The organism is Megasphaera sp. AM44-1BH (assembly GCF_003467125.1).
Classification (GTDB): domain Bacteria; phylum Bacillota; class Negativicutes; order Veillonellales; family Megasphaeraceae; genus Megasphaera.
Window position 1 is genome coordinate 1 of sequence record NZ_QSFA01000027.1, and the last position, 25,482, is coordinate 25,482.

20 protein-coding genes and 1 other annotated feature are annotated in these 25,482 nt (G+C 52.9%); of the genes, 18 read left to right on the forward strand and 2 right to left on the reverse strand.

Annotation, left to right across the window (positions count from 1 at the left end):
• Positions 1-213: 213 nt before the first annotated feature.
• The 6 genes from DW949_RS12290 (at position 214) to leuB (ending at position 7,164) form a co-directional block, all read left to right on the forward strand.
• Positions 214-1,590, forward strand: a complete 1,377-nt coding sequence (locus DW949_RS12290) for a hypothetical protein (RefSeq protein ID WP_118023502.1) — start codon at positions 214-216, stop codon at positions 1,588-1,590.
• Positions 1,591-1,696: 106 nt separating this feature from the next.
• Positions 1,697-2,116, forward strand: a complete 420-nt coding sequence (locus DW949_RS12295) for a CGGC domain-containing protein (protein WP_118023503.1) — start codon at positions 1,697-1,699, stop codon at positions 2,114-2,116.
• Positions 2,117-2,253: 137 nt separating this feature from the next.
• Positions 2,254-2,505: a binding site (T-box leader), on the forward strand.
• Between the two features lie 59 nt (positions 2,506-2,564).
• Positions 2,565-4,310 carry a 2-isopropylmalate synthase gene (locus DW949_RS12300; RefSeq protein ID WP_118023504.1) on the forward strand — a complete coding sequence of 582 codons (1,746 nt, stop codon included), beginning with the start codon at positions 2,565-2,567 and terminating at the stop codon, positions 4,308-4,310.
• Between the two features lie 36 nt (positions 4,311-4,346).
• Positions 4,347-5,606 (forward strand): 3-isopropylmalate dehydratase large subunit, encoded by a 1,260-nt coding sequence (gene leuC, locus DW949_RS12305; protein ID WP_118023505.1) that lies wholly within the window; start codon positions 4,347-4,349, stop codon positions 5,604-5,606.
• Between the two features lie 2 nt (positions 5,607-5,608).
• Positions 5,609-6,094, forward strand: a complete 486-nt coding sequence (locus DW949_RS12310; protein WP_118023506.1) for a 3-isopropylmalate dehydratase small subunit — start codon at positions 5,609-5,611, stop codon at positions 6,092-6,094.
• A gap of 2 nt (positions 6,095-6,096) precedes the next feature.
• Positions 6,097-7,164, forward strand: coding sequence for a 3-isopropylmalate dehydrogenase (leuB, locus tag DW949_RS12315; protein WP_118023507.1), 1,068 nt, complete (start codon positions 6,097-6,099; stop codon positions 7,162-7,164).
• 120 nt (positions 7,165-7,284) lie between these two features.
• Here the strand turns inward: leuB and lexA are convergent, their stop codons facing one another.
• Positions 7,285-7,902: a transcriptional repressor LexA gene (gene lexA, locus DW949_RS12320; protein WP_118023508.1), complete on the reverse strand. Its 618-nt coding sequence runs from the start codon at positions 7,900-7,902 to the stop codon at positions 7,285-7,287.
• A gap of 189 nt (positions 7,903-8,091) precedes the next feature.
• Between lexA and DW949_RS12325 the strand changes: the two genes are divergently transcribed.
• On the forward strand, positions 8,092-8,430 hold the full coding sequence (locus tag DW949_RS12325; RefSeq protein WP_118023509.1) for a LysM peptidoglycan-binding domain-containing protein: 339 nt from the start codon (positions 8,092-8,094) through the stop codon (positions 8,428-8,430).
• An 11-nt stretch (positions 8,431-8,441) separates the two neighbouring features.
• Here the strand turns inward: DW949_RS12325 and DW949_RS12330 are convergent, their stop codons facing one another.
• Complete coding sequence (locus DW949_RS12330; RefSeq protein ID WP_118023510.1) at positions 8,442-9,431, reverse strand: site-specific integrase; 990 nt, start codon at positions 9,429-9,431, stop codon at positions 8,442-8,444.
• Between the two features lie 211 nt (positions 9,432-9,642).
• Here DW949_RS12330 and DW949_RS12335 point away from each other — a divergent pair, with 211 nt between their 5' ends.
• The 11 genes from DW949_RS12335 (at position 9,643) to malQ (ending at position 25,419) form a co-directional block, all read left to right on the forward strand.
• Positions 9,643-10,185, forward strand: coding sequence for a flavodoxin family protein (locus tag DW949_RS12335; protein ID WP_118023511.1), 543 nt, complete (start codon positions 9,643-9,645; stop codon positions 10,183-10,185).
• A gap of 96 nt (positions 10,186-10,281) precedes the next feature.
• On the forward strand, positions 10,282-11,334 hold the full coding sequence (gene mltG, locus DW949_RS12340) for an endolytic transglycosylase MltG (RefSeq protein WP_118023518.1): 1,053 nt from the start codon (positions 10,282-10,284) through the stop codon (positions 11,332-11,334).
• Positions 11,331-11,921, forward strand: a complete 591-nt coding sequence (locus DW949_RS12345; protein ID WP_118023512.1) for an O-methyltransferase — start codon at positions 11,331-11,333, stop codon at positions 11,919-11,921. The genes mltG and DW949_RS12345 overlap by 4 nt, the downstream gene beginning before the upstream one ends.
• A gap of 21 nt (positions 11,922-11,942) precedes the next feature.
• The gene (locus tag DW949_RS12350; RefSeq protein ID WP_118023519.1) at positions 11,943-13,169 is read left to right on the forward strand and encodes a U32 family peptidase; all 1,227 of its coding nucleotides are present in this window, start codon (positions 11,943-11,945) and stop codon (positions 13,167-13,169) included.
• Entirely contained in the window at positions 13,159-13,410 is a 252-nt protein-coding gene (locus DW949_RS12355) for a DUF4911 domain-containing protein (protein ID WP_366516685.1), read from the forward strand. The genes DW949_RS12350 and DW949_RS12355 overlap by 11 nt, the downstream gene beginning before the upstream one ends.
• Before the next feature lie 296 nt (positions 13,411-13,706).
• Positions 13,707-14,864, forward strand: coding sequence for a glucose-1-phosphate adenylyltransferase (locus DW949_RS12360; RefSeq protein ID WP_118023513.1), 1,158 nt, complete (start codon positions 13,707-13,709; stop codon positions 14,862-14,864).
• A gap of 2 nt (positions 14,865-14,866) precedes the next feature.
• Complete coding sequence (glgD, locus tag DW949_RS12365) at positions 14,867-15,979, forward strand: glucose-1-phosphate adenylyltransferase subunit GlgD (RefSeq protein WP_233539600.1); 1,113 nt, start codon at positions 14,867-14,869, stop codon at positions 15,977-15,979.
• A gap of 18 nt (positions 15,980-15,997) precedes the next feature.
• The gene (locus DW949_RS12370) at positions 15,998-18,430 is read left to right on the forward strand and encodes a glycogen/starch/alpha-glucan phosphorylase (protein ID WP_118023514.1); all 2,433 of its coding nucleotides are present in this window, start codon (positions 15,998-16,000) and stop codon (positions 18,428-18,430) included.
• Positions 18,431-18,450: 20 nt separating this feature from the next.
• Positions 18,451-20,484 carry a 1,4-alpha-glucan branching protein GlgB gene (gene glgB / locus DW949_RS12375; RefSeq protein WP_118023515.1) on the forward strand — a complete coding sequence of 678 codons (2,034 nt, stop codon included), beginning with the start codon at positions 18,451-18,453 and terminating at the stop codon, positions 20,482-20,484.
• A 40-nt stretch (positions 20,485-20,524) separates the two neighbouring features.
• The gene (gene glgA, locus DW949_RS12380; protein WP_118023516.1) at positions 20,525-21,964 is read left to right on the forward strand and encodes a glycogen synthase GlgA; all 1,440 of its coding nucleotides are present in this window, start codon (positions 20,525-20,527) and stop codon (positions 21,962-21,964) included.
• A 65-nt stretch (positions 21,965-22,029) separates the two neighbouring features.
• Positions 22,030-25,419: a 4-alpha-glucanotransferase gene (malQ, locus tag DW949_RS12385; protein ID WP_118023517.1), complete on the forward strand. Its 3,390-nt coding sequence runs from the start codon at positions 22,030-22,032 to the stop codon at positions 25,417-25,419.
• The last annotated feature ends 63 nt before the right edge of the window (positions 25,420-25,482 follow it).

Sequence of the window (25,482 nt, forward strand, 5' to 3'; positions counted from 1 at the left end):
AAAAATTGGACTAGGGGTGACCACACCACAAAATCTGGACTAATACCCTTTTTTTGCGCACTCGATAAATGTTATTGATTATATGTGCAATTCTCATATATTTTTAATAATACTCTTATTAAATTTTAAGACAATTTTAATGTTATTTTAATCTATCTCCTTCATACTATGAGGTATACCATACATGACCTGTAGTAAAGGGAGGATTGTGATGTGAAAGCAAAAAAGGAACTCATCCATCAGCTCGAAACAGCCAGATTACATAAACAATGGGAATTGAGTCTGGCGGCGATGGAGGCACGGAATGGCATACCGGATATCCTGGGTGATTCCCCGGAGCATCTCTGCCAGCTGGCAGGGATTTACGTCATGGCAGCCATACAGGGCCCTTGTTATGATTGGTATATGTACCTGGCTGACTGCGCTCTTCATATGGCACAACAGGTGTCAGGGAAACATACGGATGATGTGATCATCCTGCGCAGCCAGGCGTTTAAAGTACATATGGAATACATCGTATACGGCCCGGTTGGAAAGAAAGGCTATGCCTGCCACCGGCCGGACAAACTGAGCCTGGTCAATCAGGCTGTTTATTATTATGAAATGCTGATGCAGGAAAACTACACCAGTCCGGATATGTATCATTATGCGACAATATTATTTAAATCAGCAGAAGATATCTATCTCCCTGTCACCAGAGGCCGTCGTCAGATGCATCTGAAAAAAGCATGTACACTGTACAAGAAAATCCTGAAATGCACAGACCGTGGCGAGTTGTCTGAAGACAAAAGACTGATACGCGTGAAGGCTGGGTATTACTTCTGCCGGGCCGGTCTTTCACTGCTTAAGTCCCATTCCTATCTGGGCCGGGAAGCGTTTCTCCTGTTCGGCGTGACGTTGTCCCAGTCCCAGCGGGTGGAGCGGCTGGGACGATTCCATACCCTGCTGCGCATAGCAAGCCGCCTCTGCCGATACTGTGGTCTCGATGGGGACGTTACCGGCATAGAAGAGCTGGCACGGCGGCCGAGGTCGGAATTTCCCTATGCCGGCGATATATATTATATGATGGGGCAGCTGTATGAATGTGCCTATGAACAGCAGCTGTATCCCTGGCCGGAAGAAGCGCTCCATCGGGCAAAGCAATATTATACCTATGCCTGTGATATTGATTACCGGCGGCGCCAGCTGCGTCTGTCCGTTTCCGGTTATATGCATATGTATGCGGCCTTATTCCGCCTGTATCACTACTCATCAAAGGGACAAAGTGATGTTCCGCCGTGGCTTGCCTATCTGCGCAAGCTGACCTTCCCGCCGGGACTGGAGACACTGGTCCGGATCCGTCAGTGTATCCAAAATGGCCAGTACGACGATGCAGCCTGCCAGCTGAAGGAAGTCATGCAGTCCCGTCAGTATGATTCCTTTATGACAGAAAAAAAAGTGAAAGTTCTTCGGGATATTACGGAAGTCCTGTGTTCCGGTCATACAAACAAGCTATGCAACCGCTACGCGAAATGGGAAAAAGTGTATTTTGAGAAGATCCTGCAGTCCCTGAACCGGCACCGGGATTACGGGAAAGCGCAGACCGGATAAAATATGTGCGGCATACACCGGTTTTGGCTGGCATTTCCTATCTCCCCTGTGGTATAGTAAAAATAGAGCATCGTCGATGCGAGTAGTAAAAAGGGGGAGTGACTCTATGTCTCGTTTAGTGGTTATTATTCAATGTGACATCGTTTCGAAACGTTGTGCCGGATACGGCTGTATGAAGTCTTTTTATGACAGGACAGGTCCATTTGCCGCCTATGATGATCAGACGCGTTACATGACACTGACCTGCGGTGGCTGTTGTGGTGCCGGCATTGCGGCGAAATTGGAAGACCTGAATCACAAGCTGAAGCGCTATGGAGAAAACAAAGATGATGTGGTCATCCATCTGGCTTCCTGCATCTGTTCGGATAATTATCACCGTCCGCCCTGTCCCTTCCGCAATTACATCAAGTCTATTGTCGAGCGAAAGGGATTTCCCATCGTCCTCGGATCCTATCTGTCCAAGGCAACTGAAAAAAAGCGCCACGAAGGTGTGTATCAGGAATGGGATAAGGGAATGAAAGTATAAACGTTTAACTTATAAATAACAGAATGTATATACTTTAGAAAGTAAAAGGTTTAACTTTATATTTTTTCATATTCTTTTAAAATTTCCCTTGCATTCCTGGAATGAGTGTGGTATCATCTCAGTCAACAAGTCAAAATAAAAATGCGTTGAAGGGAAACAGTAGGTTCCAGAAAGCTTTCAGAGAGCTGCCGGCAGGTGCGAGGCAGCAGCGGAATGGAAGTGAACTCGTCTCTAAGCAGCCAGCTGAAATGCCATGGGCAGAGTAGGCGGGGCCGGGGCCTGGCCGTTAACAGACAGGAGGGTATCGACACGAGTCCGTACCTGTAAAGAGCATATTCTTTGGATATGAATAAGAGTGGTAACGCGCGAGTAAATCTTTCGTCTCTTTTGAGGCGGAAGATTTTTTTATTTTGATTGTGTTAAAAATACATAATCAGGAGTGATTTGGATGAAAAACGTTGAAAAGTACAAAAAAGGTTATTTTATGCCGCCTCAGGTGGATATGAGCTGGACAAGCAAAGAATACCCTGACAAGGCACCGGTCTGGTGCAGTGTAGATTTGCGTGATGGCAATCAGGCACTGGTCATTCCCATGAGCCTCGAAGAAAAACTGGAGTTCTACAAGATGCTGATCTGCATGGGATTCAAAGAAATTGAAGTAGGTTTTCCAGCGGCATCGGAAACGGAATTCGAATTCCTCCGCACACTGGTAGAACGGAATATGATTCCTGACGATGTGACTGTACAGGTCCTGACACAGGCACGGGAACACATTATCCGCAAGACTTTCAAAGCGTTGAAAGGAGTCAAACATGCTATTGTCCATTTGTACAATTCTACATCGTACGCACAGCGGCAGCAGGTGTTCCGAAAGTCGAAAGAAGAAATCAAACAGATGGCCGTTGATGGCGCGAAATTATTGAAGCGTCTGACCGAAGAAGCTGGTGCCAATTACCGCTTTGAATATTCACCGGAAAGCTTTACCGGGACGGAACCAGAATTTGCCATCGATGTCTGCAATGCCGTTCTCGATGTATGGCAGCCGGAAGCAGACCGCAAAGCCATCATCAATCTTCCTTCGACGGTGCAGATGTCCATGCCCCACGTGTACGCTGCCCAGATTGCCTACATGTCCCAGAACCTCAAGTACCGTGATAACGTCGTCTTGTCCCTCCATCCGCATAACGACCGCGGGACGGGCGTAACTGATGCCGAAATGGGATTGTTGGCCGGTGCAGACCGTATCGAAGGTACGCTCTTTGGCAATGGGGAACGGACGGGCAACGTCGATATCGTTACCATCGGCATGAATATGTACGCCATGGGTGTTGATCCGGGCATTGATTTTTCTTATTTACCAGAAGTTGTCGAAATGTATGAACGGGTGACGCGGATGCATGTCTATGAACGGCAGCCTTATGCAGGAAAATTGGTATTTGCAGCATTTTCCGGTTCCCATCAGGATGCCATTGCCAAAGGCATGAAGTTCCGTGAAGATCATCGCGAACCGTACTGGACCGTGCCGTACCTGCTCGTTGATCCTAAAGATGTGGGCCGTGAGTACGAGGCTGATGTCATCCGCATCAACAGCCAGTCCGGCAAAGGTGGCGTAGGTTTCATCATGGAACACAATTACGGTATCCGCATGCCAAAGAAAATGCGGGAAAATTTCAGCTATTTTGTCAAAGACGTATCGGATCACCGCCATCAGGAATTGAAGCCCGATGAAATACATCGTCTCTTTATGGACAATTATCTCGATGTCGTGACGCCATTGCAGATGGAAAACTTTACGATACAGAAACAGAACGGACACTGGAAAGGCCAGATTCTCATGAAGGCTAATGGCAAAGATGTCGTATTCCAGGGAGAAGGCAATGGCCAGCTGGCAGCAGCGGCCCACGCTATCTGTGATGCCTATGGTATTACGGTCAGCCATCTGGAATACAGTGAACACGATCTGGACCGCGATCCCAGTTCCCGGGGCATTGCCTATTTCGGACTCACCGACGAAAAAGGCCAGACTACATGGGGAGCCGGCATTGACACCGATACGATGACGGCATCTATCCGGGCCTTTGTTTCAGCCATCAACCGCATGCCGGGCATGGCCGAACGGATTACCTTCCGCAATCTGAGCAGCAGTTATGACCAGATCCACGATTTCCGTCGCTCAGCTAGTCATCACCGATAACTTTAAGATATATTATAAAACTGGAGGATATATATTATGGGAATGACAATGTCACAAAAAATTCTGGCAGCCCACGCCGGCGTCGCATCCGTCAAGGCGGGTGACCTCATCAACTGCCGTCTCGATATGGTACTGGCCAATGATATTACGGCACCACCGGCCATTGCCGCCTTTGAAAAAATTGGAAAGCCCGTATTCGATACAAACCGGATCGCCCTGGTTCCGGATCATTTCACGCCGAATAAAGATATTAAATCGGCAGGGCTGGCAAAAATCGTCCGGGATTTTGCCAGAAAGCACCATATCACTCATTATTTTGAAGTAGGCCGTGTCGGCATCGAACACGTCCTCTTGCCGGAGCAGGGGATCGTCGCACCGGGAATGCTCACGATCGGCGCCGATTCCCACACTTGTACCTACGGGGCGCTTGGGGGATTTTCGACAGGTGTAGGGTCTACCGATCTCGGTGCGGCCATGGCCACTGGCGAGGCATGGTTCAAAGTCCCTGATGCCATCAAAGTGGAACTTACCGGTGAAAAAGGAGAAGACATTACGGGAAAAGACGTCATGCTGACACTGATCGGCATGATCGGCGTCGATGGCGCACTGTATCAGTCCCTGGAATTTACCGGTCCCGGTGTAGCCTCTCTTTCCATGACAGACCGCTTCACCATTGCCAATATGGCTATCGAAGCTGGTGCCAAGAATGGGATTTTCCCCGTCGATGAACAGACCGCAGCCTACGAAAAGGGACGGATTTCCCATCCCTATACGGTCTACGAAGCCGATCCCGATGCATCCTACAGCCGTGTCGTCACCATCGATTTGTCCCAGATACAGCCTGTCGTCGCCTTTCCGCATCTGCCGGGCAATACCAAAGCTGTCGGGACCTTTGGCGATATCAAAATCGATCAGGTCGTCATCGGTTCTTGTACCAATGGACGCCTCGAAGACCTGCGCATCGCCGCTTCCATATTGAAAGGCCATAAAGTACATCCCGATGTGCGCTGTATCGTCATTCCCGGAAGCCAGCAGGTCTATCAGGACGCCATGCATGCCGGGTATATCGATACGTTCATCGAAGCCGGTGCTGCCGTATCGACGCCGACCTGCGGCCCCTGCCTGGGAGGCTATATGGGGATCCTGACAGCAGGCGAACGGTGTGTCTCGACGACGAACCGCAATTTCCGCGGCCGCATGGGCCACGTAGATAGTGAAGTATATCTGGCTGGCCCCCAGGTGGCGGCGGCCAGTGCCATTCTCGGTAAAATTGCAGCACCCAAGGAGGTCCGGTAATCATGATATTAGAAGGAAACGTATGGCGTTACGGCGACAATATTGATACAGATGTCATCATCCCCGCGCGGTATCTCAACAGCTTTGATCCAAAAGAACTGGCGTCTCATTGTATGGCCGATATCGACGAATCCTTTGCTCCCAATGTACAGGATGGCGATATCATGGTCGGCGGCCGGAATTTCGGCTGCGGCTCGTCCCGGGAACATGCCCCGGTCGCTATCAAGGCATCGGGCGTTCCCGTCGTCATCGCCGCCAGTTTTGCCCGTATTTTCTATCGCAACGCCATCAACGTCGGCCTGCCCGTACTGGAAATCGGCGATGATGTCGAACGCATACATGCCGGCGACCGTCTGCGCGTCGATATTGCCAGCGGTACCATTATAGATGAAACGACAGGTGATACGTTTCAGGCACCGCCCCTGCCGGGATTTATCCAGGATATTGCCAGAGCGGGCGGATTAATCGAATACGTAAAGGGGAAATGAACATGTCAAAACACATAGTAGTCATTCCCGGAGACGGAATCGGCGAAGAAATTACAGCTGCTGCCGTACGGGTACTCCAAAAAATAGATGAAAAGTTCCACATCGGCATGACCTATGAAAAACAGGAAGCCGGCGGGACGGCCTACGATCATACGGGTACGCCGCTTCCAGAGAAGACCGTTGATGCCGCCCGCCATGCCGATGCTATTTTGTTCGGTGCTGTCGGCGGGGACAAATGGGATCAGATTGAACCGTCCCTGCGGCCGGAACGGGCACTCCTGGGACTGCGCAAGGCTCTGGGGCTGTATGCCAACCTGCGGCCGGTCACGGTGCCCGACGTTCTTGCAGAGTATTCGCCGCTCAAACCGGATATTGTGACCGGTACGGATATCCTCATCGTCCGGGAACTCATCGGCGGTATTTATTTCGGTGATAAATGTGAATCGGAAATCCACGATGGGGCAGAACGGGCCTGGGATCTGGAAAACTACAGCGTCCCCGAAGTCAGGCGCATTACCCGCTTTGCCATGGAAGCGGCACAGAAACGGCGTCACAAAGTGACGTCCGTCGATAAGGCCAATGTCCTGGCTACATCCCGCCTCTGGCGGCGTACGGTCATCGATACGGCTGCCGCGTATCCCGATGTAGCACTCAATCACTATTACGTCGATAACTGTGCCATGCAGCTGGCTATCAATCCCAGACAGTTCGACGTCATCGTCACAGGAAATCTCTTCGGCGATATCCTCAGCGACGAAGCAGCCGTTCTCGGCGGATCCATCGGCATGATGCCGTCGGCCAGTATCGGTGAACAGACCAGCTTCTACGAACCTATCCACGGATCGGCGCCGGATATTGCCGGAAAGGGGATTGCCAATCCGTCGGCAACGATTCTTTCGGCGGCCATGATGCTGCGCTATTCCTTTGGAGAAGAGGAGGCTGCCCATGCGATAGAGGATGCGGTCAATCAGACACTGGCCGATGGCTGGCGCACGCCCGATCTCTACAAAGACGGTTTTAAGAAAGCCGATACAGAAACGATGACACAGGAAATCCTGTCCCACATCTGATGAAAACGCATCTCCCTGCGTTTTTCATATATCCCTTTCGTTATAACAGCAAAAAGAGGATGCCCCATGAAAGTATTCTTTCATGGGGCATCCTTTTTTCTGGTGTACATATGACGGGCATCAGTAGCGGCGGAACAGATTCGTGACTTTTCCCAGAATCTTGCAATTCCGCGTGTAAATCGGTTCGTAATCGGGATTTTCCGGCTGGAGGCGGACCCGGTCCTTTTCCAGGAAATACCGTTTGACAGTCGCTTCATCATCAATCAGGGCGACGACGATATCTCCGTTTTCGGCCGTATCCTGGCGGCGGACGATGAGATAATCCCCGTCGAAGATACCGGCCTGGATCATGCTGTCTCCCCGTACGGTCAGCATAAAGCAGTCGTCATTTCCGATGAAATCAGCGGAAAACGGGTACACATCTTCAATGCATTCTTCAGCAAAAACAGGCTGCCCGGCCCGGACCTGCCCGATGAGCGGCAGGGGAACGATCTTTTTGGACCGCCAGGATCCTTCGTCCAGAAGTTCGATGGTACGATTCTTCGCCGGGTCGCGGCGTATGAATCCCAGTTCTTCCAGCCGGTGCAGATAACCGTGCACTGTTGAGGTGGAACTGAGCCCGACGGACTGGCAGATTTCCCTGACCGAAGGGGGATACCCATATTTATGCACACAGTCACGGATATATTCAAGGATTTGTTTCTGCCTGGTCGTAAGCATTTTTTCACTGTTCATCATTTGGTATCACTCCCAAGTAAATATACAATTTCATTATACTGTAATATAGAAAAAAATTCAAACATTTGTTCAACGAAATTTTGTTCTCTCTACCTATTGACAGAACGGACGTTCGCCGATATAATAAAGCCATCAGACAAACATGTGTTCTCAAAACATTTGTTCTAATCGATTACGAGGTGACAGAGTATGAAACGCACGATGGCTATGAAAAGAAGAAGCAACTATACATGGATTATCCGGCTGATAGCGGCACTGGCCGTAGTCATCGCCGCATGTACCCAGATGGGGATGGTATATCATACAGACGAAACGTATATATCTGTCAAGATACACAGTGGGGATACGGTGTGGCAGATTGCGTCCGCCGCAGCCTCTCCCGGAACGGACGTCCGCGATGTCGTCGATGAAATCATGGACATCAATCATATCCGCCATTCTGATGATATTTATCCAGGCCAGGTCCTGCAGGTGCCTGTCGAAAGCAGCCGGGCCGATACGGTAAAAGAAGTCCTCCATGGACAATAAGGGGAGTAACGTTACTTTTTCCGGGCTATTTTCAGGATGGGGTTATCGATGAGGCGGTCAACTTCGTCGATATATTTCCGGACGACTGCCGTAGACCGGTGCCGTGTCTGACGCATGATTTCCCGTTCTTCCACGTGTTCCATCGCAGCGGATGTGGCAAATCCGTGGCGCAGGCTGTGGGCACCGAATTCAGCCGGGTCCATTCCCATGAGACCCACGTATCGTTTGACGATGAGGGCGATGGTCTTGTCGGAGATACGGGCCTTACGGATGTGATGGCCTTTTGTGAAACTGCGGAAGACCGGTCCCGTCGTAATTCCACTGAGGTCCAGCCAGTGCTGCAGTGCGCGGACGGCACAGAGGTCTTTATCCTCGATATAGGGGATGGCGACGGTCTGCCCCTGGTCGAACTGGTCTGTCTTGGATTTGCGCAGCGTGATGAGAAGGCCAAGGCGGTTGAAGTTCAGGTCCTCTACATCCAGCCCGGCGATTTCGGAACGGCGCATGGCGCCATAAAAACCGACGAGGAGCACGGCCTTATCCCGGGCCTGCCGGAGCTCATCACCGTCGAGATAGCGGAGCATTTCCCGGATGTCATCGAACAGGATGGGTGCTTTTCCATGCTGCTGGGTTCCTTTCATGCGCTTGATGCCACGGACGGCGTCTTTTACGATAGGGAAGCGGCAGGGGTTATCTTTGATGCCGGCAGCGGCGAAGTTTTCCGTCAGGGCAGAGATGCGGCGGGCAATCGTATTGGCCTTGGCGTTGTCTGCCAGGTCGTTGATATAATTGACAATCGTTTCCGGTGATGCCGGAAAGGCCGTTTCCTCATGATACTTGCACCAGTCACAGAAATCCTTCCAATCGGCCCGGTAGGCGTCAATCGTGTTGTCGGCCCGTGAAACATAGATACTCCGCCGGGCTTTGTCGGTTAATTTTTCGTTATTTGCCAGTACGTCGGCATTGCCGAGATAAAAATGGTCTACCGGTTCAGAAGCCATGACAACCCTCCTGGAATGATGTACATGTTATGTAATATACCCTATGTATCTTATTGTATCATATAAAAAGATAAATACCAAACATTTGTATCATTCTGCCTGAATACACGGGAAAACGCCTCCTTTATGGACTAGGCTCAGCCTCCCGAATAGGGTACAATAAAAACAGAGGCAAACTATAGATTCCATAGGAAAAAGGAGGAGCTCTGTCATGAGAAAAAAAGTCCTTATTATTTCATCGAGCCTGCGCAATCGCAGTAATTCCGAAATTCTGGCACGGGAAGCAGCACGGGGCGTCAAGGCCGCAGGCAATGAAGTCAAATACGTCAGTTTGAAGGATAAGGAAATCCGCTACTGTCTGGGGTGCATGAACTGTATCAAATCGGAACAATGCGTGCAGAAAGACGACGTGGCACCAATCCTGACCGACATGAAAGAAGCCGATGCTATCATTTTCGTATCGCCTATCTATTACTATTCTATAAGCGGACAGCTGAAGACCCTTCTGGATAGGACGCTACCATTTTACGGGCGGCCTTATTTGTTTCGGGATATCTATCTCATTACCGTTTCTGCCGATACGGCGGAGGATACGGCGAAACGGGCCATCGTGACGCTGGGAGGGTGGATTGACTGTTTCGATAAGGCACGGTTTGCCGGCGGCTTCAACGCAGGAGGCCTCAACGATGCCAACGCCATAAAGGAGCATAGCGAATGGCTGCCCAGAGCCTTCGAGCTGGGAAAACAGATTTGAAGCCTATCAGGCTGTCGTGGCCTATTGCGCTGGAGCTGGTAGTTGCCGTATAATATACGGATGGACAAGAAAAAAATAGAAGAAACAATTGAACATATGAAACAGGAAGTTGTACGCGATACCCGGGACCTTCGCCAGCCGGCAGGCCGGAACCGCAGACGGTTCTGGGGCATAGCTGCCGCTTTAGGGCTGCTTATAGCTGGTGCCGCCGGCGCAGCGTCGTATTACCTTCCGAATTATTTCCTTTCGGAAACGGAAGCGTACGTCCATGTCCGGGAACAGATGACGGCAACCGATATAGCCGACCAGCTCTATGATGACGGTCTCATCATCAATCCCGGCTGGTTCCGCCTCGTAGCCCGCGTCACCGGTCAGGCCGATGAGCTCAAGCAGGGCGAGTATACCATCCGCTCCGACATGAGCCTCCAGCAGATTCTGGCAAAATTAAAAAGCGGCAAATCGGAAGCGGCCCGACTGGTCGTTCCCGAAGGCTATACGGTGCGTCAGACGGCCCAGGCTCTGGATAAGCTGGGTATCGTAAAGGAAGAGGATTTCCTTCGAGCAGCTAACGACACAAGCCTATTGTATCCGTATATGAAAGGAAACCGGAAAGTAACCTTTGTGACGGAAGGCTTCCTTTTTCCTGATACGTACCTTATAGGAAAGGATGCAACAGCAGAGGATGTGGTCACCATGATGCTGAAAAATTTTGACCGTCACCTGACAGACGGCATACGCCAGCAGATAGGGGAACGCAATATGTCTATCTACCAGTTCGTCACCCTTGCATCGCTCATTGAAAAGGAAGCGAAATATGCAGAGGACCGGCCGCTTATCGCGTCGGTGTTCCTGAACCGCCTGTCGCGGCACATGAAGCTTCAGTCTGATGCCAGCATTTCCTATGCCATGGGTACCCATAAAGCAGCATACAGTATCAGTGAAACGGAATATGACTCTCCCTATAATACGTACCGCTATGAAGGCCTGCCACCGGGACCCATTGCCAATCCGGGCATGGACTGCATGAAAGCCATCATTGATGCGCCCAATACATCATACCTCTATTTTGTTGCCGACAAAGACGGCCATAACTATTTTGCCACGACCTATGAAAATCATATGAAGAATGTAAAGGAATATATGCCATGACGGACCTTCTGGAAGAGATACGCAGCCAGGCCGCGCGGGAGCAGCTGCCCATCCTGCGAGATGCAGAACTGCCGGTGATGACGCGGATCCTCAGGCAGGCACGGCCGGAACGGCTGCTGGAAGTCGGTACCTGCATTGGCTATTCCGCCCTGATTATGGCGCCCTTTCTGAAAGAGGAGGGGACACTGACGACAATCGAACTGGATGAAGGAAGATACCGGGCAGCCCATGGGTATTTTGTCCGGTCTCCTTACGGCAGAGCCATTACCTCCCTTCAGGGAGATGCGGCACAGTGGCTGTCCCGCCTGCAAGGGCCCTGGGATTTCGTGTTCCTCGACGGTCCCAAAGGACAGTATGTGCACTATCTGCAGCTGTTGATGCCACGTCTTTCGCCGGGTGCACTCATCGTAGCAGATAATCTTCGCTATCACGATATGATTTATATACAGGGGAAGCTACCTCACAAGCACCGGACGGCTGTGACGCGGCTGCGTCAGTTTCTCTCGCTCATCGACGATACCCGATATTTTGACTCCGTGTTTTTTGAAAATGGGGACGGCCTGACCGTGTCCCGTTGGAAAGGATAAGAAAGGATAAGTATGCAAAAGATGGAATTGCTGGCCCCGGCTGGCAATATGGATAAAATGAAGATGGCATTTCTCTATGGTGCCGATGCGGTATATCTCGGCGGAAAGTTATTTGGCCTCCGTGCCTTCAGTGATAACTTCTCTGAAGACGAGCTGAAAGAAGCCGTTGCCTATGCTCATGAACGGGGAAAGAAAATCCACGTGACAGTCAATATTTTTCCACATAACGACGACCTGACGACATTGCCGGAGTATCTACGCTTTTTGCGGGATATTGGCGTAGACGCCCTGCTTATTGCCGACCCGGGGATTTTCAGTCTGGCCCGCAAGCTTGTGCCGGAGCTGCCCATCCACGTTTCGACCCAGGCCAATACGACGAACTGGGCCAGTGTCCAGTTCTGGCATGACCTCGGCGCCAGCCGCGTCGTCATGGCCCGGGAAGTGAGCCTTGCCGATGTCAAAGAAATCCATCGCCGTGTCCCCATCGAACTGGAAGGGTTCGTCCACGGCGCCATGTGCATTTCCTATTCCGGACGCTGCCTGTTGAGCAATTACTTCACCCAGAACCGCGATTCCAACCGGGGGCAGTGCGTCCAATGCTGCCGCTTCAAATACAACATCGTGGAAGAAAAGCGGCCGGGACAGTATTTCCCTGTCGTAGAAGATGAACGGGGGACGTATATCTTCAATTCCAAGGACCTGTGCCTGCTGCCGTACCTGCCGGATTTGTATGATGCCGGCCTGTGCAGCCTCAAAATCGAAGGGCGCATGAAGAGTGTCCATTACGTGGCCACCGTCGTCAAGGTATACCGCCAGGCTATCGATGCCTATGAACGGGAACCGGAACATTTCCATGTTCGGCCTGAATGGCTGCAGGAACTGGAAAAGATTTCCCACCGGCCCTATACGCGGGGCTTCTCTGTGTCCCGCCCGACCGAAGCCGATCAGGTATACAGCCATTCCAGCAATACCCAGACCCACGAATTCATCGGTCTCGTCCGTTCTTATGATCGGGAAAAGCACATCGCCTGGATTGAACAGCGGAACCATTTCAAGACCGGCCAGACCGTGGAATTCCTTCAGCCTAAAGGAAAGCTGGTCACCCTTACGCTTCCTCCTATGACCGATGGCGATGGCAATCCCATTACTGCGGCTCCACATGCCCAGCAGCTTATAGGTATTCCCTGCGATACGCCCCTGGAAGAGTACAGCATGATGCGCCGTGAGGTGATCCATCATGATGCTTGATGCCGACTGGGTGTATTTCAAGATCGACCCAGGCAATATGACCTTCGTCACCCGAATCATGGAAGGCTTTGAATACGTCGGCGTCGTCACGGCCCTCGATGGGAAAAAAGGCATCGGCTTCGTGCGTACCACTGCCGATACGGCTGACGCGGCACGGCGTATCCTTCTGGCCCTGCCCTTTATGGTGACTCTTCTGACGAGGGAAGAAGCCCTGAAAGAAACAGAAAAACAGAATAAATAGGCGGCCTGTTCCATGGGAGCTGTCATTGCAGACACACCTTTCATCATTGTCAACTACCAGATGAAGGTGTGTTTTTGTGTGGTATTCTACATTTAGTACGTTTTTCGTGAATTTTCCGTAAATAAGGATAACAAACCCTTAAAAAAATATTTTAAGTAGTGTATAATATTTGCATACAAGGATTTTGTTAATCTGCCAAAGTCTAGATAGGAAGACAAATAGGGGAAAGACTGCCCGGATACGATGGGAGCAGACCGGTATCGGAGCAGCTGTTTCCTGCGCGAGGAGGAAATCGTATGAGAAAATCGAATTGTCTGGCCATGATTCTGGCAGGCGGCAAAGGCAGCCGCCTCGGTGTCCTGACGAAAGATCAAGCCAAGCCTGGGCTGCTCTTTGGCGGTAAGTACCGCATCATTGATTTTACCCTGAGCAACTGCCGTCATTCCGGCATCGGGACAGTTGGTATTCTGACCCAGTACCAGCCGCTGGAATTGAATTGGTACGTTGGTAATGGCAGTTCCTGGGACCTCGATAATGACACGGGAGGAACCTTTGTGCTGCCGCCGTATACCAATGGCAATGGCACGAACTGGTACCGCGGGACAGCCGATGCCATCTATCAGAATCTGAATTTCGTCGATATGATCGGCGATGACTACGTGCTAATCCTGTCTGGTGACCACATTTATTCCATGGATTATTCCAAAATGCTGGATTTCCATAAGAAACATCAGGCAAAGGTCACCATCGGCACCATCCGTGTGCCCTGGGATGAAGCGAGCCGCTTTGGCATCATGGTCGCCGATGACAACATGCGCATTACAAAATTCCAGGAAAAACCGAAGCAGCCCGAAAGCAATCTGGCTTCCATGGGCATCTATATTTTTGACCGGCCTGTGCTGGAACGGTATCTCCGGGCTGATGCCAAGGATGAAACGTCGGAACACGATTTCGGCAAGAACGTCATCCCAGCCATGCTGAAAGATCAGATTGCCCTCTATGCCTATCCCTTCGAAGGGTACTGGAAAGATGTGGGTACTATAGACAGCCTGTGGCAGGCCAATATGGACCTTCTGGCTGACGAACCGCCATTGGATCTGAGCGATCCCGACTGGCGCATCTACGCCGGCAACCAGTCCATGCCGCCACATTTCATCGGTCCCAAAGGCAGCGTCAAGAGCGCCCTCATCGCAGAAGGAGCGGCCATCCTGGGGCAGGTATCGGATTCGGTCATTTTTTATAATGTCACTATTGAAGAAGGCGCCCGGGTCACCAATTCAGTTATCATGCCCGGGACCGTCGTCGAAGCCGGCGCTGTCGTAGACAAGGCCATCATCGGCGAAGACTGCACCATCCACAGCGGTGCGGTCGTACATAAAAAAGACGGGTCCGTCGCCGTACTAGGCCGTCATGGCGAAGTGACCGCCGCAGCAACCAGTAAAGGAGATGCATAAGTATGGGCAGCGAAATGATGGGTCTTATCAACTTACAGGACAGCCAGACTCTCCCTGAACTCAATGAACACCGCCCGCTGGCGACGGTGCCCATGGGCGGCAAATTCCGCCTCATTGATTTCACTCTTTCCAATATGGTAAACGCCGGGATCGGCAACGTAGGTATCCTCCTGTCATCCCAATCCCGCTCCGTACTGGACCATATCCGGTCGGGGAAGGAATGGGGACTGGCCCGTAAACGGGACGGCCTGTTCTATCTGCCGGCCGATGTGGAAGATATCATCCATCCCGTAGAAGGGGATATCCATTCTTTTTATAAGAATCTTCTCTTCGTCAAGCGCGGCCACAGCCCATACATCCTGGCGACGAGCTGCGATCTGGTGCAGAACATCGATTACGAAGAAGTCCTCCATTTTCACCGCCGTCATAATGCCGACGTGACCATGATCTATACGCGGGCCCCGAAGGACAAGGAAAAAGAAGGATACGTCCTGGAAATCAACGACAAGGACCGGATCACGGGCATCAATTCCAAGGCAGAAATCCAGACCGGGGACAACCTGTACCAGCGCCAGATTCTCATCGATACGGAAATTTATCAGCACTGTGTCCGCCGGGCCTATGCCAAAGGCTATAAAGATTTTATCACCGACGTCCTCAAGCGCAATGTAGACCGCCTGCGGATTTTTGGCTATAATTATGAGGGGTACGTGAAACGCGTCGATTCCATCCAGTCTTATTTTGAAACCAATATGGACTTCCTCGACGCCCATACCTGGCGGGATATATTCCTCCAGGACCAGCGCCACATCTATACGAAAATCAAGGACGAAGCGCCGGCAAAATACATGGAAGAATCGCACGTCACCAATTCCCTTGTGGCCAACGGCTGCATCATCGAAGGCAAAGTCGAAAATTCGATTCTCTTCCGCAAAGTGCGGGTAGGGAAGAATGCCGTTATCCGCAATAGTATTATCATGCAGCACTCCGTTGTTGGTGCCGATGCCAATCTGGATTATGTCGTGTGCGATAAAAACGCTGTCATCCAGCCGGAGGCTGAACTTTCGGGAACACGAGAAGCACCGCTTTGCATCGGCAAATGTTCCGTCATCTAAAAAAGGAGTCCTGAAATAGTGAATACGTGGCAGGATAAAGAAGAATTCAAAAGTGAATTTACCAAAAAAGCACACATCTTGTGGGAAAAGGATCTGCCCGATCTGACACCAAACGAAGTATATCAGACCGTAGCCTTCATGGTCCGTGATTTGGTAAGTGAAGACTGGATCCGCACGAATGAAACCTATGCCGAAGAAAAGGCGAAACAGGTCTACTATTTTTCTATCGAATTTCTCCTGGGGAGACTGCTCGATTCCAACCTCATCGGCCTGGGCATGGAAGATGTCTGCCGGGCCGGGCTCAAGGACCTGGGCTGGGACCTGGACCGGATCATCCCGGAAGAACGGGACCCGGGCCTGGGGAACGGGGGCCTCGGAAGACTGGCTGCCTGCTTCATCGATTCCCTGGCAGCACTCCAGCTTCCCGGCCACGGCTGCAGTATCCGCTATCAGTACGGACTCTTCAATCAGCGCATCATCGACGATCAGCAGGTCGAACTGCCTGACAGCTGGCTGGCCGACGGATTCCCGTGGGAAGTGAAGAAAGTCGATAAGGCCGTCAACGTGCGCTTCGGTGGCAATGCATACATGCGTCCCACTGAAGACGGCAGCCTGGAATGTGTCTACGAAAAGTATTCTTCTGTCCGTGCCGTGCCCTACGATGTTCCCATTGTGGGCTATCACAACCATACAGTGAACACACTGCGCCTGTGGCGGGCCGAATACTCCCGGGAAGACATGTACCGCGAATTGTCTCTGGGCGACCGGCACCGGGCCTTCCACTATAAGAACAGCGTCCAGCTCATTTCCCGCTTCCTCTATCCTGAAGACAGTACAGAAGAAGGGCGCAAGCTGCGGCTCATGCAGGAATACTTCATGGTATCGGCGGGCCTGCAGTCCATCGTGCGCTATTACAAGAAAAAGATCAAAGAAAGCCTGTATAAATTCGACCAGTATATTGCCATCCATATCAACGATACCCATCCGGCACTGGTCATCCCCGAACTCATGCGTATCCTCATGGACGAAGAAGGCCTCTCGTGGGATGCGGCATGGAATGTGACCGTCCGTACCGTGGCCTATACGAACCACACCATCCTGCCGGAAGCGATGGAACGCTGGTCCATCCCCATGTTCAAATCCCTGCTGCCGCGGATCTACCTCATTGTAGAGGAACTGAACCGGCGCTGGCTGGCTGAGGTCCGCAAGCGCTTCCCCGGCGACGAAGACAAGGCCCGTGACGTGGCCGTTCTCTGGGACGGGCAGGTCCATATGGCCCATCTGGCAGTCCTGGGCAGCCACAGTGTTAACGGCGTAGCGGAAATACACTCCCAGATATTGAAAGACTCGACGCTGCACCAGTTCTATACGTGTTTCCCATCGCGTTTTTCCAATAAGACCAACGGCGTCTCCCACCGGCGCTGGCTCATCCAGTCCAATCCGCAACTGGCAGGACTGCTCGATGACACCATCGGGCCGGACTGGCGGCTGGAACCGAAACGCCTCATAGACCTGGAAAAATTTTCCAAGGACACGGCCTTCCTCGAACGGCTGGCCCAGGTGAAACAGACACGCAAGTACATCCTGGCTGATTATATCCAGCAGAAATACGAAGTGAAGATAGACCCGTCCTCCATCTTTGATATCCAGATCAAGCGGATTCATCTCTACAAGCGCCAGCTCCTCAATATTCTCCATATCCTGCATCTGTACTATGTCCTGAAGGCCAATCCCAAGATGCAGATTACGCCACGCACCTTCCTCTTTGGCGGCAAGGCGGCCGCCGGCTATGGGGAAGCCAAGCAGACCATCAAGCTCATCAACGTCGTGGCCCGCCTGGTCAATAACGACCGCCGGATCAGCAAGCAGATGCGGGTCCTGTTCCTGGAAAACTACAATGTCTCTCTGGGACAGCTCCTGTTCCCGGCCGCCGACGTGAGCGAACAGATTTCCACGGCAGGAAAAGAAGCATCTGGTACGGGAAATATGAAATTCATGATGAATGGCGCCATCACCCTGGGCACCATGGACGGGGCCAACGTGGAAATCCACCGTGAAGTGGGAGATGACAACTGTGTCATTTTCGGCCTCCGGGCCAACGAGGTCATGGATTACTATATCCACGGCGGCTATTCCTCGTGGAATATGTACAGTGAAGATGCGGATATCCGTAAAATCATGAACAGCCTCGTCGATGGCTCTCTTGGCAACGGCGAATCCTTCGGCATGCTCTATGACTCGCTGCTGGACCGCAACGATGAATTCTTTGTCCTCAAGGATTTCAAACCCTACTGTCAGGCACAGCAGGAAATCGAACGGCGCTATAACAAACGCCTTCAGTGGCTCCATTCCAGCGCCGTCAATATTGCCCATTCGGGATATTTTTCCAGCGACCGGACCATCCGCCAGTATGCATCGGAAATCTGGCACCTGAAACCGGTCAAGTGTTGAAATAAAGGAGGTGTGCACGGATGAAACTCAGTGCCATCGATGATTATAGTACGTACCTGTATCATCAGGGAACCAATGACAGCAGCTACCGCCTCTTTGGTGCGCATTTTACGGCGTACCGGCGCAAGGCCTGCGTGCGCTTTGCCGTGTGGGCACCTCATGCACAGGCTGTCAGTGTTGTCGGTGATTTCAATCACTGGGACGAAACGGCCAATCCCATGACGCGCAGCGATAAGGGAAATGGCATCTGGATTTGCTATATCGAAGGCCTTTGTGAAGGGGATATCTACAAATACGCCATCACGACGGCTTCCGGCGAGGTTATCCTGAAAAGCGACCCTTATGCCTTCTGGTCGGAAGTCCGGCCCGATACGGCATCGAAGCTGACCAAACTCCATTACACGTGGAAGGACAAGAAATGGATGGCCAGCCGCAAGGATTACGATTCGTACGCCCAACCCATGTTGACCTACGAAGTCCATCCGGGTTCGTGGCGCCGCAAGGAAAACGGGGACATGCTGACCTACCGGGAACTGGCAGATCAGCTGGTAGAGTACGTAAAGGGAATGCATTATACCCATATCGAGCTCATGCCGCTGTGCGAATATCCCTTTGACGGCTCCTGGGGCTATCAGGGGACGGGCTATTTTTCCGTGACCAGCCGCTACGGCCGGCCGGAAGACTTCATGTATTTCGTCGATCACTGCCATCAGAATGGCATCGGCGTCATCGTAGACTGGGTACCGAGCCATTTCTGCCGCGATGCCCACGGCCTGCGCTATTTCGACGGCGAACCGTGCTACGAATCAGGCAATCCCATCCTGGCGGAAAACAAAGAATGGGACACCATGAATTTCGACTACGGCCGCACGGAAGTGCAGTCCTTCCTCATTTCCAGCGCCCTCTTTTTCCTGAAAGAATTCCACGTCGATGGCCTGCGCATCGATGCCGTGGCCAACATGCTGTACCTCGACTACGGGCACAGCGACGGTCAGTGGCAGCCAAATAAATACGGCGGCCGGGAAAATCTGGAAGCTATCGATTTCATCCGCCGCCTCAATAAGGCCGTCTTTGCCGAAGTCCCCCAGGCCCTGATGATCGCCGAAGAATCGTCGGCCTGGCCGCTGGTGACCAAACCCATCGAAGTAGGCGGACTGGGATTCAATTATAAATGGAACATGGGGTGGATGAATGACATGCTCCGCTACATGTCCATGGACCCGCTGTTCCGCAAGGATCACCAGAACCTCATCACGTTTTCCCTGTGTTATGCCTTTTCGGAAAACTTCGTCCTGCCCCTGTCCCATGATGAAGTCGTCCACGGCAAACGGTCGCTCCTGGACAAGATGCCTGGCGATTACTGGAAGAAATTTGCCGGCCTCCGGGCCTTTTATGGCTACTGGATGTCTCATCCGGGTAAAAAACTCCTGTTTATGGGCGGCGAATTCGGCCAGTTCATCGAATGGAAATACGATGACAGCCTGGACTGGCATCTCCTCGATTATGACATGCATCATAAATTGCACGACTACGTACAGGAATTGAACGGGTTCTACACATCCCATCCCGAATTCTGGCAGGAAGATTGCGACTGGTCTGGATTCTCCTGGATCAGTTGCGATGACCGGGACAACAGCGTCATTGCCTTCTTCCGCAAGGGACTTCACAAAGAAGACATGACTATCGTCGTCTGTAATTTTACGCCTGTCGTGCGCCATGATTACCGCTTCGGCGTGCCCCAGCCCGGCACCTACGTCGAAGTCTTAAATAGCGACGACACCCGCTTTGGCGGGTCCGGCGTCGTCAATGAAGGAGAGTTTACGGCAGAAGACATCCCCATGCACGGCATGGACCAGTCCTTGTCCCTGACGCTGCCACCGCTGGCGGCGATCTACATCGAACTGACATCGTCAGCGGAAGCGCACCGCACCGTACCGGCCGCTATGAGTGGGACCGTGAAGAAACGGCGCGCTCCGGCAAAGGGAAAAAGCCGGAAACGGATGTCTTCTACGAAGAAACGGAAAAACCAGAATCATACAGAATCGTCATTATAATACGGTCATAGTTTTATCGTGTACTAAGAAGGTGATACAGATGGTAAAAGTATTGTTTGCGGCTTCTGAGGCCGTTCCTTTTATCAAGACCGGGGGCCTGGCTGATGTCATGGGGGCCCTGCCGAAAGCATTGGCATCCAAAGGGATGGACGTGCGGCTGGTCATTCCCAAATACAGCCAGATTGCCGACTCGTTCCGGGCGCAGATGAAGCCCGTCACCCACGGCATCGTCAACCTGGCCTGGCGCCAGCTCTATTATGGCGTGGAAGAAATCGACTGGAATGGCGTCAAGGTCTATTTTATCGATAACGAATGGTATTTCAAACGGGACCGCCTTTATGGATTTGACGACGACGACGAACGGTTCGCCTATTTCTGCCGCGCTGTTCTGACCATGCTCCCAAAAATCGGGTTTCAGCCGGATATCATCCATTGTAACGACTGGCATACGGGCCTTATGGGCGTGTTTTTGAAAGAAGACTTCTATCATGACCCGTTCTACCAGCATATGAAGATTATCTATACCATCCACAATCTCAAATACCAGGGGATTTATCCGCCGTCGATTATGCGCGACATCATCGGCCTGCCGCAGGAACTCTTTGACAACGGCAATCTGGAATGTGATGGCTGCGTCAACTACATGAAATCAGGTATGGTCTACGCCGACTATATCACGACGGTGAGCAAGACCTATGCCCAGGAAATCACCTATCCCTATTTCGGGGAACATCTGGACAGCTATATCCGTACCGCCCGGGACCGTATCACGGGCATTATCAACGGCCTCGATGAAGACGCATACAACCCGGCGACGGATACGCACATCGCCGCGACCTATACGGCCGATACCTTCCCGGCCAGGAAGCATATCAATAAAGAAGCTCTGCAGCGGGAACTGGGCCTTCCCGTCAACCGCAATATCCCCGTCGTAGCCATGGTATCCCGCCTGGTAGAGGATAAGGGTCTGGACCTGGTAACCTGCATCATGGATGAGCTCATCGAAGAAGATATCCAGCTGGTCATCGTCGGCACTGGTGACTGGGCCTATGAAGATGCATTCCGCAACCTGGCCCGGCGCTATCCCACGAAGGTATCGGCCAATATCCTTTTCAATGAAGGGCTGGCCCATCAGGTATACGCTGCCGCCGACATCTTTATGATGCCGTCCCGCTATGAACCGTGCGGCCTGAGCCAGCTCATCGCCCTCAAATACGGGGCCGTGCCGGTCGTCCGGGAAACAGGGGGGCTCAAGGATACGGTCATCCCCTTCGATAAATATACGAATCAGGGCAATGGCCTGACGTTCATGAATTTCAACGCCCATGAACTGCTGTTTACCGTCAAGAGAGCCCTCAGCTACTATGCCGATTCGGCTGTCTGGGAACATCTCGTCCGCAATGCCATGGAAAGCGATTACGGATGGGACCGTTCGGCCCAGGCCTACGCTGATCTGTATCACACCGTATTAGACAGATAATGACACGAAGGACCCCTGCCCGGCATGCTGTGGCAGGGGTCTTGTCCATAGAGAAAGGAACGATTATGGAAATACGTCTCTATCATGATTCCCACGACAGCCACTACCGATCCCGGTTCGGCGCCATACCATCCGGGACAAAGCTGACGCTGCGTCTTTCAATCAGCGGCCGGCCGGCAGAATCCTGTAAGGCCACGGTGCGGCTCTGGCAGAGCAATGCCGGGGAATCCTTCATCCCCATGACCGCCACAGGGGATACCTTCGCCGCGGCGTGGCAGTTGCCCCAAACGGGCTGTCTGCTGTGGTATTATTTTATCGTCGAATGGGACGGGAAACGCCTGTATTACGGCAACAACCAGGACCACCTCGGCGGCGTGGGAGCCCTCTATGACACGGTACCACCGGCATTCCAGATTACCGTCTACGACAAAAACGCCCATACGCCGGACTGGTTCAAACACGCCATCGTCTACCAGATTTTTCCCGACCGCTTCTGCCGCGGCCGCATGGACTGGCAGCACCTGTCTGGAAAACCCGGCGCCGTCATCCACAGCTCCTGGGACGATCGCCCGTACTATTGCAAGGATATGGAAACGGGAGATGTGGTCCAGTATGATTTCTTTGGCGGTGACCTGGCCGGTATCGGGGAAAAGCTCGATTACCTCGCCGACCTGGGAGTCACAGCTATTTATCTCAACCCGGTCTTTGAAAGCTGCAGCAACCACCGCTATGGCACCGGAGACTACCACCGCATCGACCCCTTCCTGGGGACCAATGATGAATTTGCCGCCTTGTGCGAACGGGCGCGCAAACGGGGTATCCGCATCATCCTCGACGGCGTATTCAGCCACACCGGCGCCGACAGCATTTATTTCAACCGCTTCGGCCATTATCCGTCCCTGGGTGCTTATCAGTCCAAAGAGTCGCCATACTATGAATGGTACCGGTTCACGGATTATCCTGATGACTACGAATCGTGGTGGGGCGTCAAAGATCTGCCCGATGTAGAAGAAACGACGCCGTCCTACATGGATTTCATCATCCGTAGTGAAAACAGCGTCCTCAAATACTGGCTGCGCCAGGGCATCAGCGGCTGGCGCCTTGACGTCATCGACGAACTGCCCGTGCCGTTCCTGCGCAGTTTCTATCATACGCTGAAGGAAGAAAATCCCGATGCCGTCCTCATCGGCGAAGTCTGGGAAGATGCCTCCAATAAGATTGCCTACAGCGAGCAGCGGGAATACCTCTGCGGTTACGACATAGACAGTGCCATGAATTACGTCCTTCGTGCCATGGCCGTGGCCTTCGTGCTGGGACAGAAAGACGGCGGTCGCCTGGGACGGGAACTCATGCAGCTCGTGGAGAACTATCCGCCGGAAAACTGGTATGCTATGCTCAACCTCATCAGTAGCCACGATATCGAACGGATCCTCACGGTCTGCCAGAGCGACGACAGCGACGTGCGAGGCGAATCCGTCGCCATGGGCCGGGTGAAACTGCTCACGGCCTGGCAGATGACCATGCCAGGAGCGCCCTGTATTTACTATGGCGACGAAGCCGGCCTCACCGGGGGAAAGGACCCGGACAACCGCCGTACCTATCCCTGGGGTCACGAAAACATGAGCCTTCTGCGCTGGGTGAAACGGCTGACGGCTCTGCGCCGCAAACACGATGCCCTGCAGACGGGGCGGTTCATCCCCCTGTACAGCAAAGGCGACGTCTACGTATACTGCCGCACCATTGAAGGCGGCCGCGACGTCTTCGATAAGCCGGCCCGGGACGGACTCTTCGTCATCGCCATCAACCGCAGCACGACAGCTGTCCATTCCATCAGCCTCTATACGGACGGGCTGGTGTACGGGAAATTGTACAACGCCCTCATTCCCAACATGGAACCGGTCGAAACGACGGGCAGCCGCCTCGATCTGACCCTGGCACCGCTCAGCGTTGTCGTCCTGGCCGGACAGGAAGGGGGAAAACGGCGGGCCGGCATTCTCCTGCATCCCACGTCCCTGCCGTCGCAGTGGGGCTGTGGCGACCTGGGAGAACAGGCCTATCATTTCGTCGATTTTCTCAAGACCGCCGGCCAGAGCCTGTGGCAGGTCTTGCCACTGACGCCGCCTCTCGACGGCGATTCACCCTATTACTCGCGGTCGGCCTTTGCCATGAATGAACGGCTCATTTCCCTTGATTTTCTGTACCGGGCTGGCTGGCTCAGGCAGGAGCGCTATGACCAATACCGCAAAGAAGCCGCCGCTTCCTCATCGTGGGACGACGCCTGGCAGTGCAAGAAACGGGCCCTCTGGGATATGTCCCATGACTCAGGTCTGGTCATTCCCTGGCAGCCCTTTGACAGGTTCTGCAGCGACAACAGAAACTGGCTCGATGACTACGCCCTGTTTTGTGCCGTCAGCGACTTTTTCAAAGACCGGTCGTGGACCGGGTGGCCTGAAGACATTGCCCGTCATGAAAGGGCAGCCTGTGCCCGCTACCGCAAGGAACTGGCCGGTGCCGTCGATCACTACCGCTTCCTCCAGTACATCGTATACCGCCAGTGGCAGGATGTGCGCGCCTATGCCCATGACAACGGCGTCTCCATCCTGGGGGACATCCCTATGTTCGTCGCCCATAACAGTGCTGACTGCTGGTCCCATCAGGACCTGTTCGACCTCGATGAAACAGGAAATCCCAAGAGCGTGGCTGGTGTGCCGCCCGACTACTTCAGCGCCGAAGGCCAGCTCTGGGGCAATCCCCTCTATGATTATGAAGCCATGGCCAAAGACGGATATGACTGGTGGATCCAGCGATTCCGACACACCCTTTCCCTCGTCGATGAAGTGCGGATCGACCATTTCCGTGGTTTTTCTGCCTACTGGTCCATTCCGGCCGGGGCAAAGACGGCCAAAGAAGGGCAGTGGAAATCGGCACCGGGAGAAGACATCCTGCGCCGGGTCTATCAGACACTGGGACCGGTGCGGCTCATCGCCGAGGACCTGGGCGTCATCACCGACGACGTGTGCCAGCTGCGCAGCCACTTTTCCCTGCCGGGGATGCGGGTCCTGCCATTCCATCTGAAAGAACGGTCTGACGGATGCCTCTCCTTTGATACGGAACCGTGCTCCATAGCTTATACGGGGACCCACGACAATGACACTACCCGGGGCTGGTACGAATCGTTGCCAGAAGAACAACAGCAGCGCCTGTGCCTCATGCTGCACCTTTCCGATGACGCCACGGCTGACGAAGTGACGGCGGCCCTCATTGCATACGTCTACAGCCGCCGGGCCGAAACGGTCGTCGTGCCATTCCAGGACCCGCTTCTCCTGCCATCGTCGGCCCGGATGAACACGCCGGGAACGGTAGAAGGCAACTGGCACTGGCAGCTGAAAGACGGCCAGATGCGACTCGACCTGGCCCGCTGGCTCTCCCGCCTCTGCCATACGTATCACCGCTGAAATGGGGGATATTGATGAATCTGTTCAAGATTGCCTACCGCACCTACATCACTCACCGGGGAG

Excerpts from the sequence above, each read along its gene's own strand:
- DW949_RS12295 (WP_118023503.1), top strand. The coding sequence starts at position 1,697 with ATGTCTCGTTTAGTGGTTATTATTCAATGTGACATCGTTTCGAAACGT.
- DW949_RS12300 (WP_118023504.1), top strand. The coding sequence starts at position 2,565 with ATGAAAAACGTTGAAAAGTACAAAAAAGGTTATTTTATGCCGCCTCAG.
- leuC (WP_118023505.1), top strand. The coding sequence starts at position 4,347 with ATGGGAATGACAATGTCACAAAAAATTCTGGCAGCCCACGCCGGCGTC.
- DW949_RS12310 (WP_118023506.1), top strand. The coding sequence starts at position 5,609 with ATGATATTAGAAGGAAACGTATGGCGTTACGGCGACAATATTGATACA.
- leuB (WP_118023507.1), top strand. The coding sequence starts at position 6,097 with ATGTCAAAACACATAGTAGTCATTCCCGGAGACGGAATCGGCGAAGAA.
- lexA (WP_118023508.1), bottom strand. The coding sequence starts at position 7,902 with ATGATGAACAGTGAAAAAATGCTTACGACCAGGCAGAAACAAATCCTT.
- DW949_RS12325 (WP_118023509.1), top strand. The coding sequence starts at position 8,092 with ATGAAACGCACGATGGCTATGAAAAGAAGAAGCAACTATACATGGATT.
- DW949_RS12330 (WP_118023510.1), bottom strand. The coding sequence starts at position 9,431 with ATGGCTTCTGAACCGGTAGACCATTTTTATCTCGGCAATGCCGACGTA.
- DW949_RS12335 (WP_118023511.1), top strand. The coding sequence starts at position 9,643 with ATGAGAAAAAAAGTCCTTATTATTTCATCGAGCCTGCGCAATCGCAGT.
- mltG (WP_118023518.1), top strand. The coding sequence starts at position 10,282 with ATGAAACAGGAAGTTGTACGCGATACCCGGGACCTTCGCCAGCCGGCA.
- DW949_RS12345 (WP_118023512.1), top strand. The coding sequence starts at position 11,331 with ATGACGGACCTTCTGGAAGAGATACGCAGCCAGGCCGCGCGGGAGCAG.
- DW949_RS12350 (WP_118023519.1), top strand. The coding sequence starts at position 11,943 with ATGGAATTGCTGGCCCCGGCTGGCAATATGGATAAAATGAAGATGGCA.
- DW949_RS12355 (WP_366516685.1), top strand. The coding sequence starts at position 13,159 with ATGATGCTTGATGCCGACTGGGTGTATTTCAAGATCGACCCAGGCAAT.
- DW949_RS12360 (WP_118023513.1), top strand. The coding sequence starts at position 13,707 with ATGAGAAAATCGAATTGTCTGGCCATGATTCTGGCAGGCGGCAAAGGC.
- glgD (WP_233539600.1), top strand. The coding sequence starts at position 14,867 with ATGGGCAGCGAAATGATGGGTCTTATCAACTTACAGGACAGCCAGACT.
- glgB (WP_118023515.1), top strand. The coding sequence starts at position 18,451 with ATGAAACTCAGTGCCATCGATGATTATAGTACGTACCTGTATCATCAG.
- glgA (WP_118023516.1), top strand. The coding sequence starts at position 20,525 with ATGGTAAAAGTATTGTTTGCGGCTTCTGAGGCCGTTCCTTTTATCAAG.
- malQ (WP_118023517.1), top strand. The coding sequence starts at position 22,030 with ATGGAAATACGTCTCTATCATGATTCCCACGACAGCCACTACCGATCC.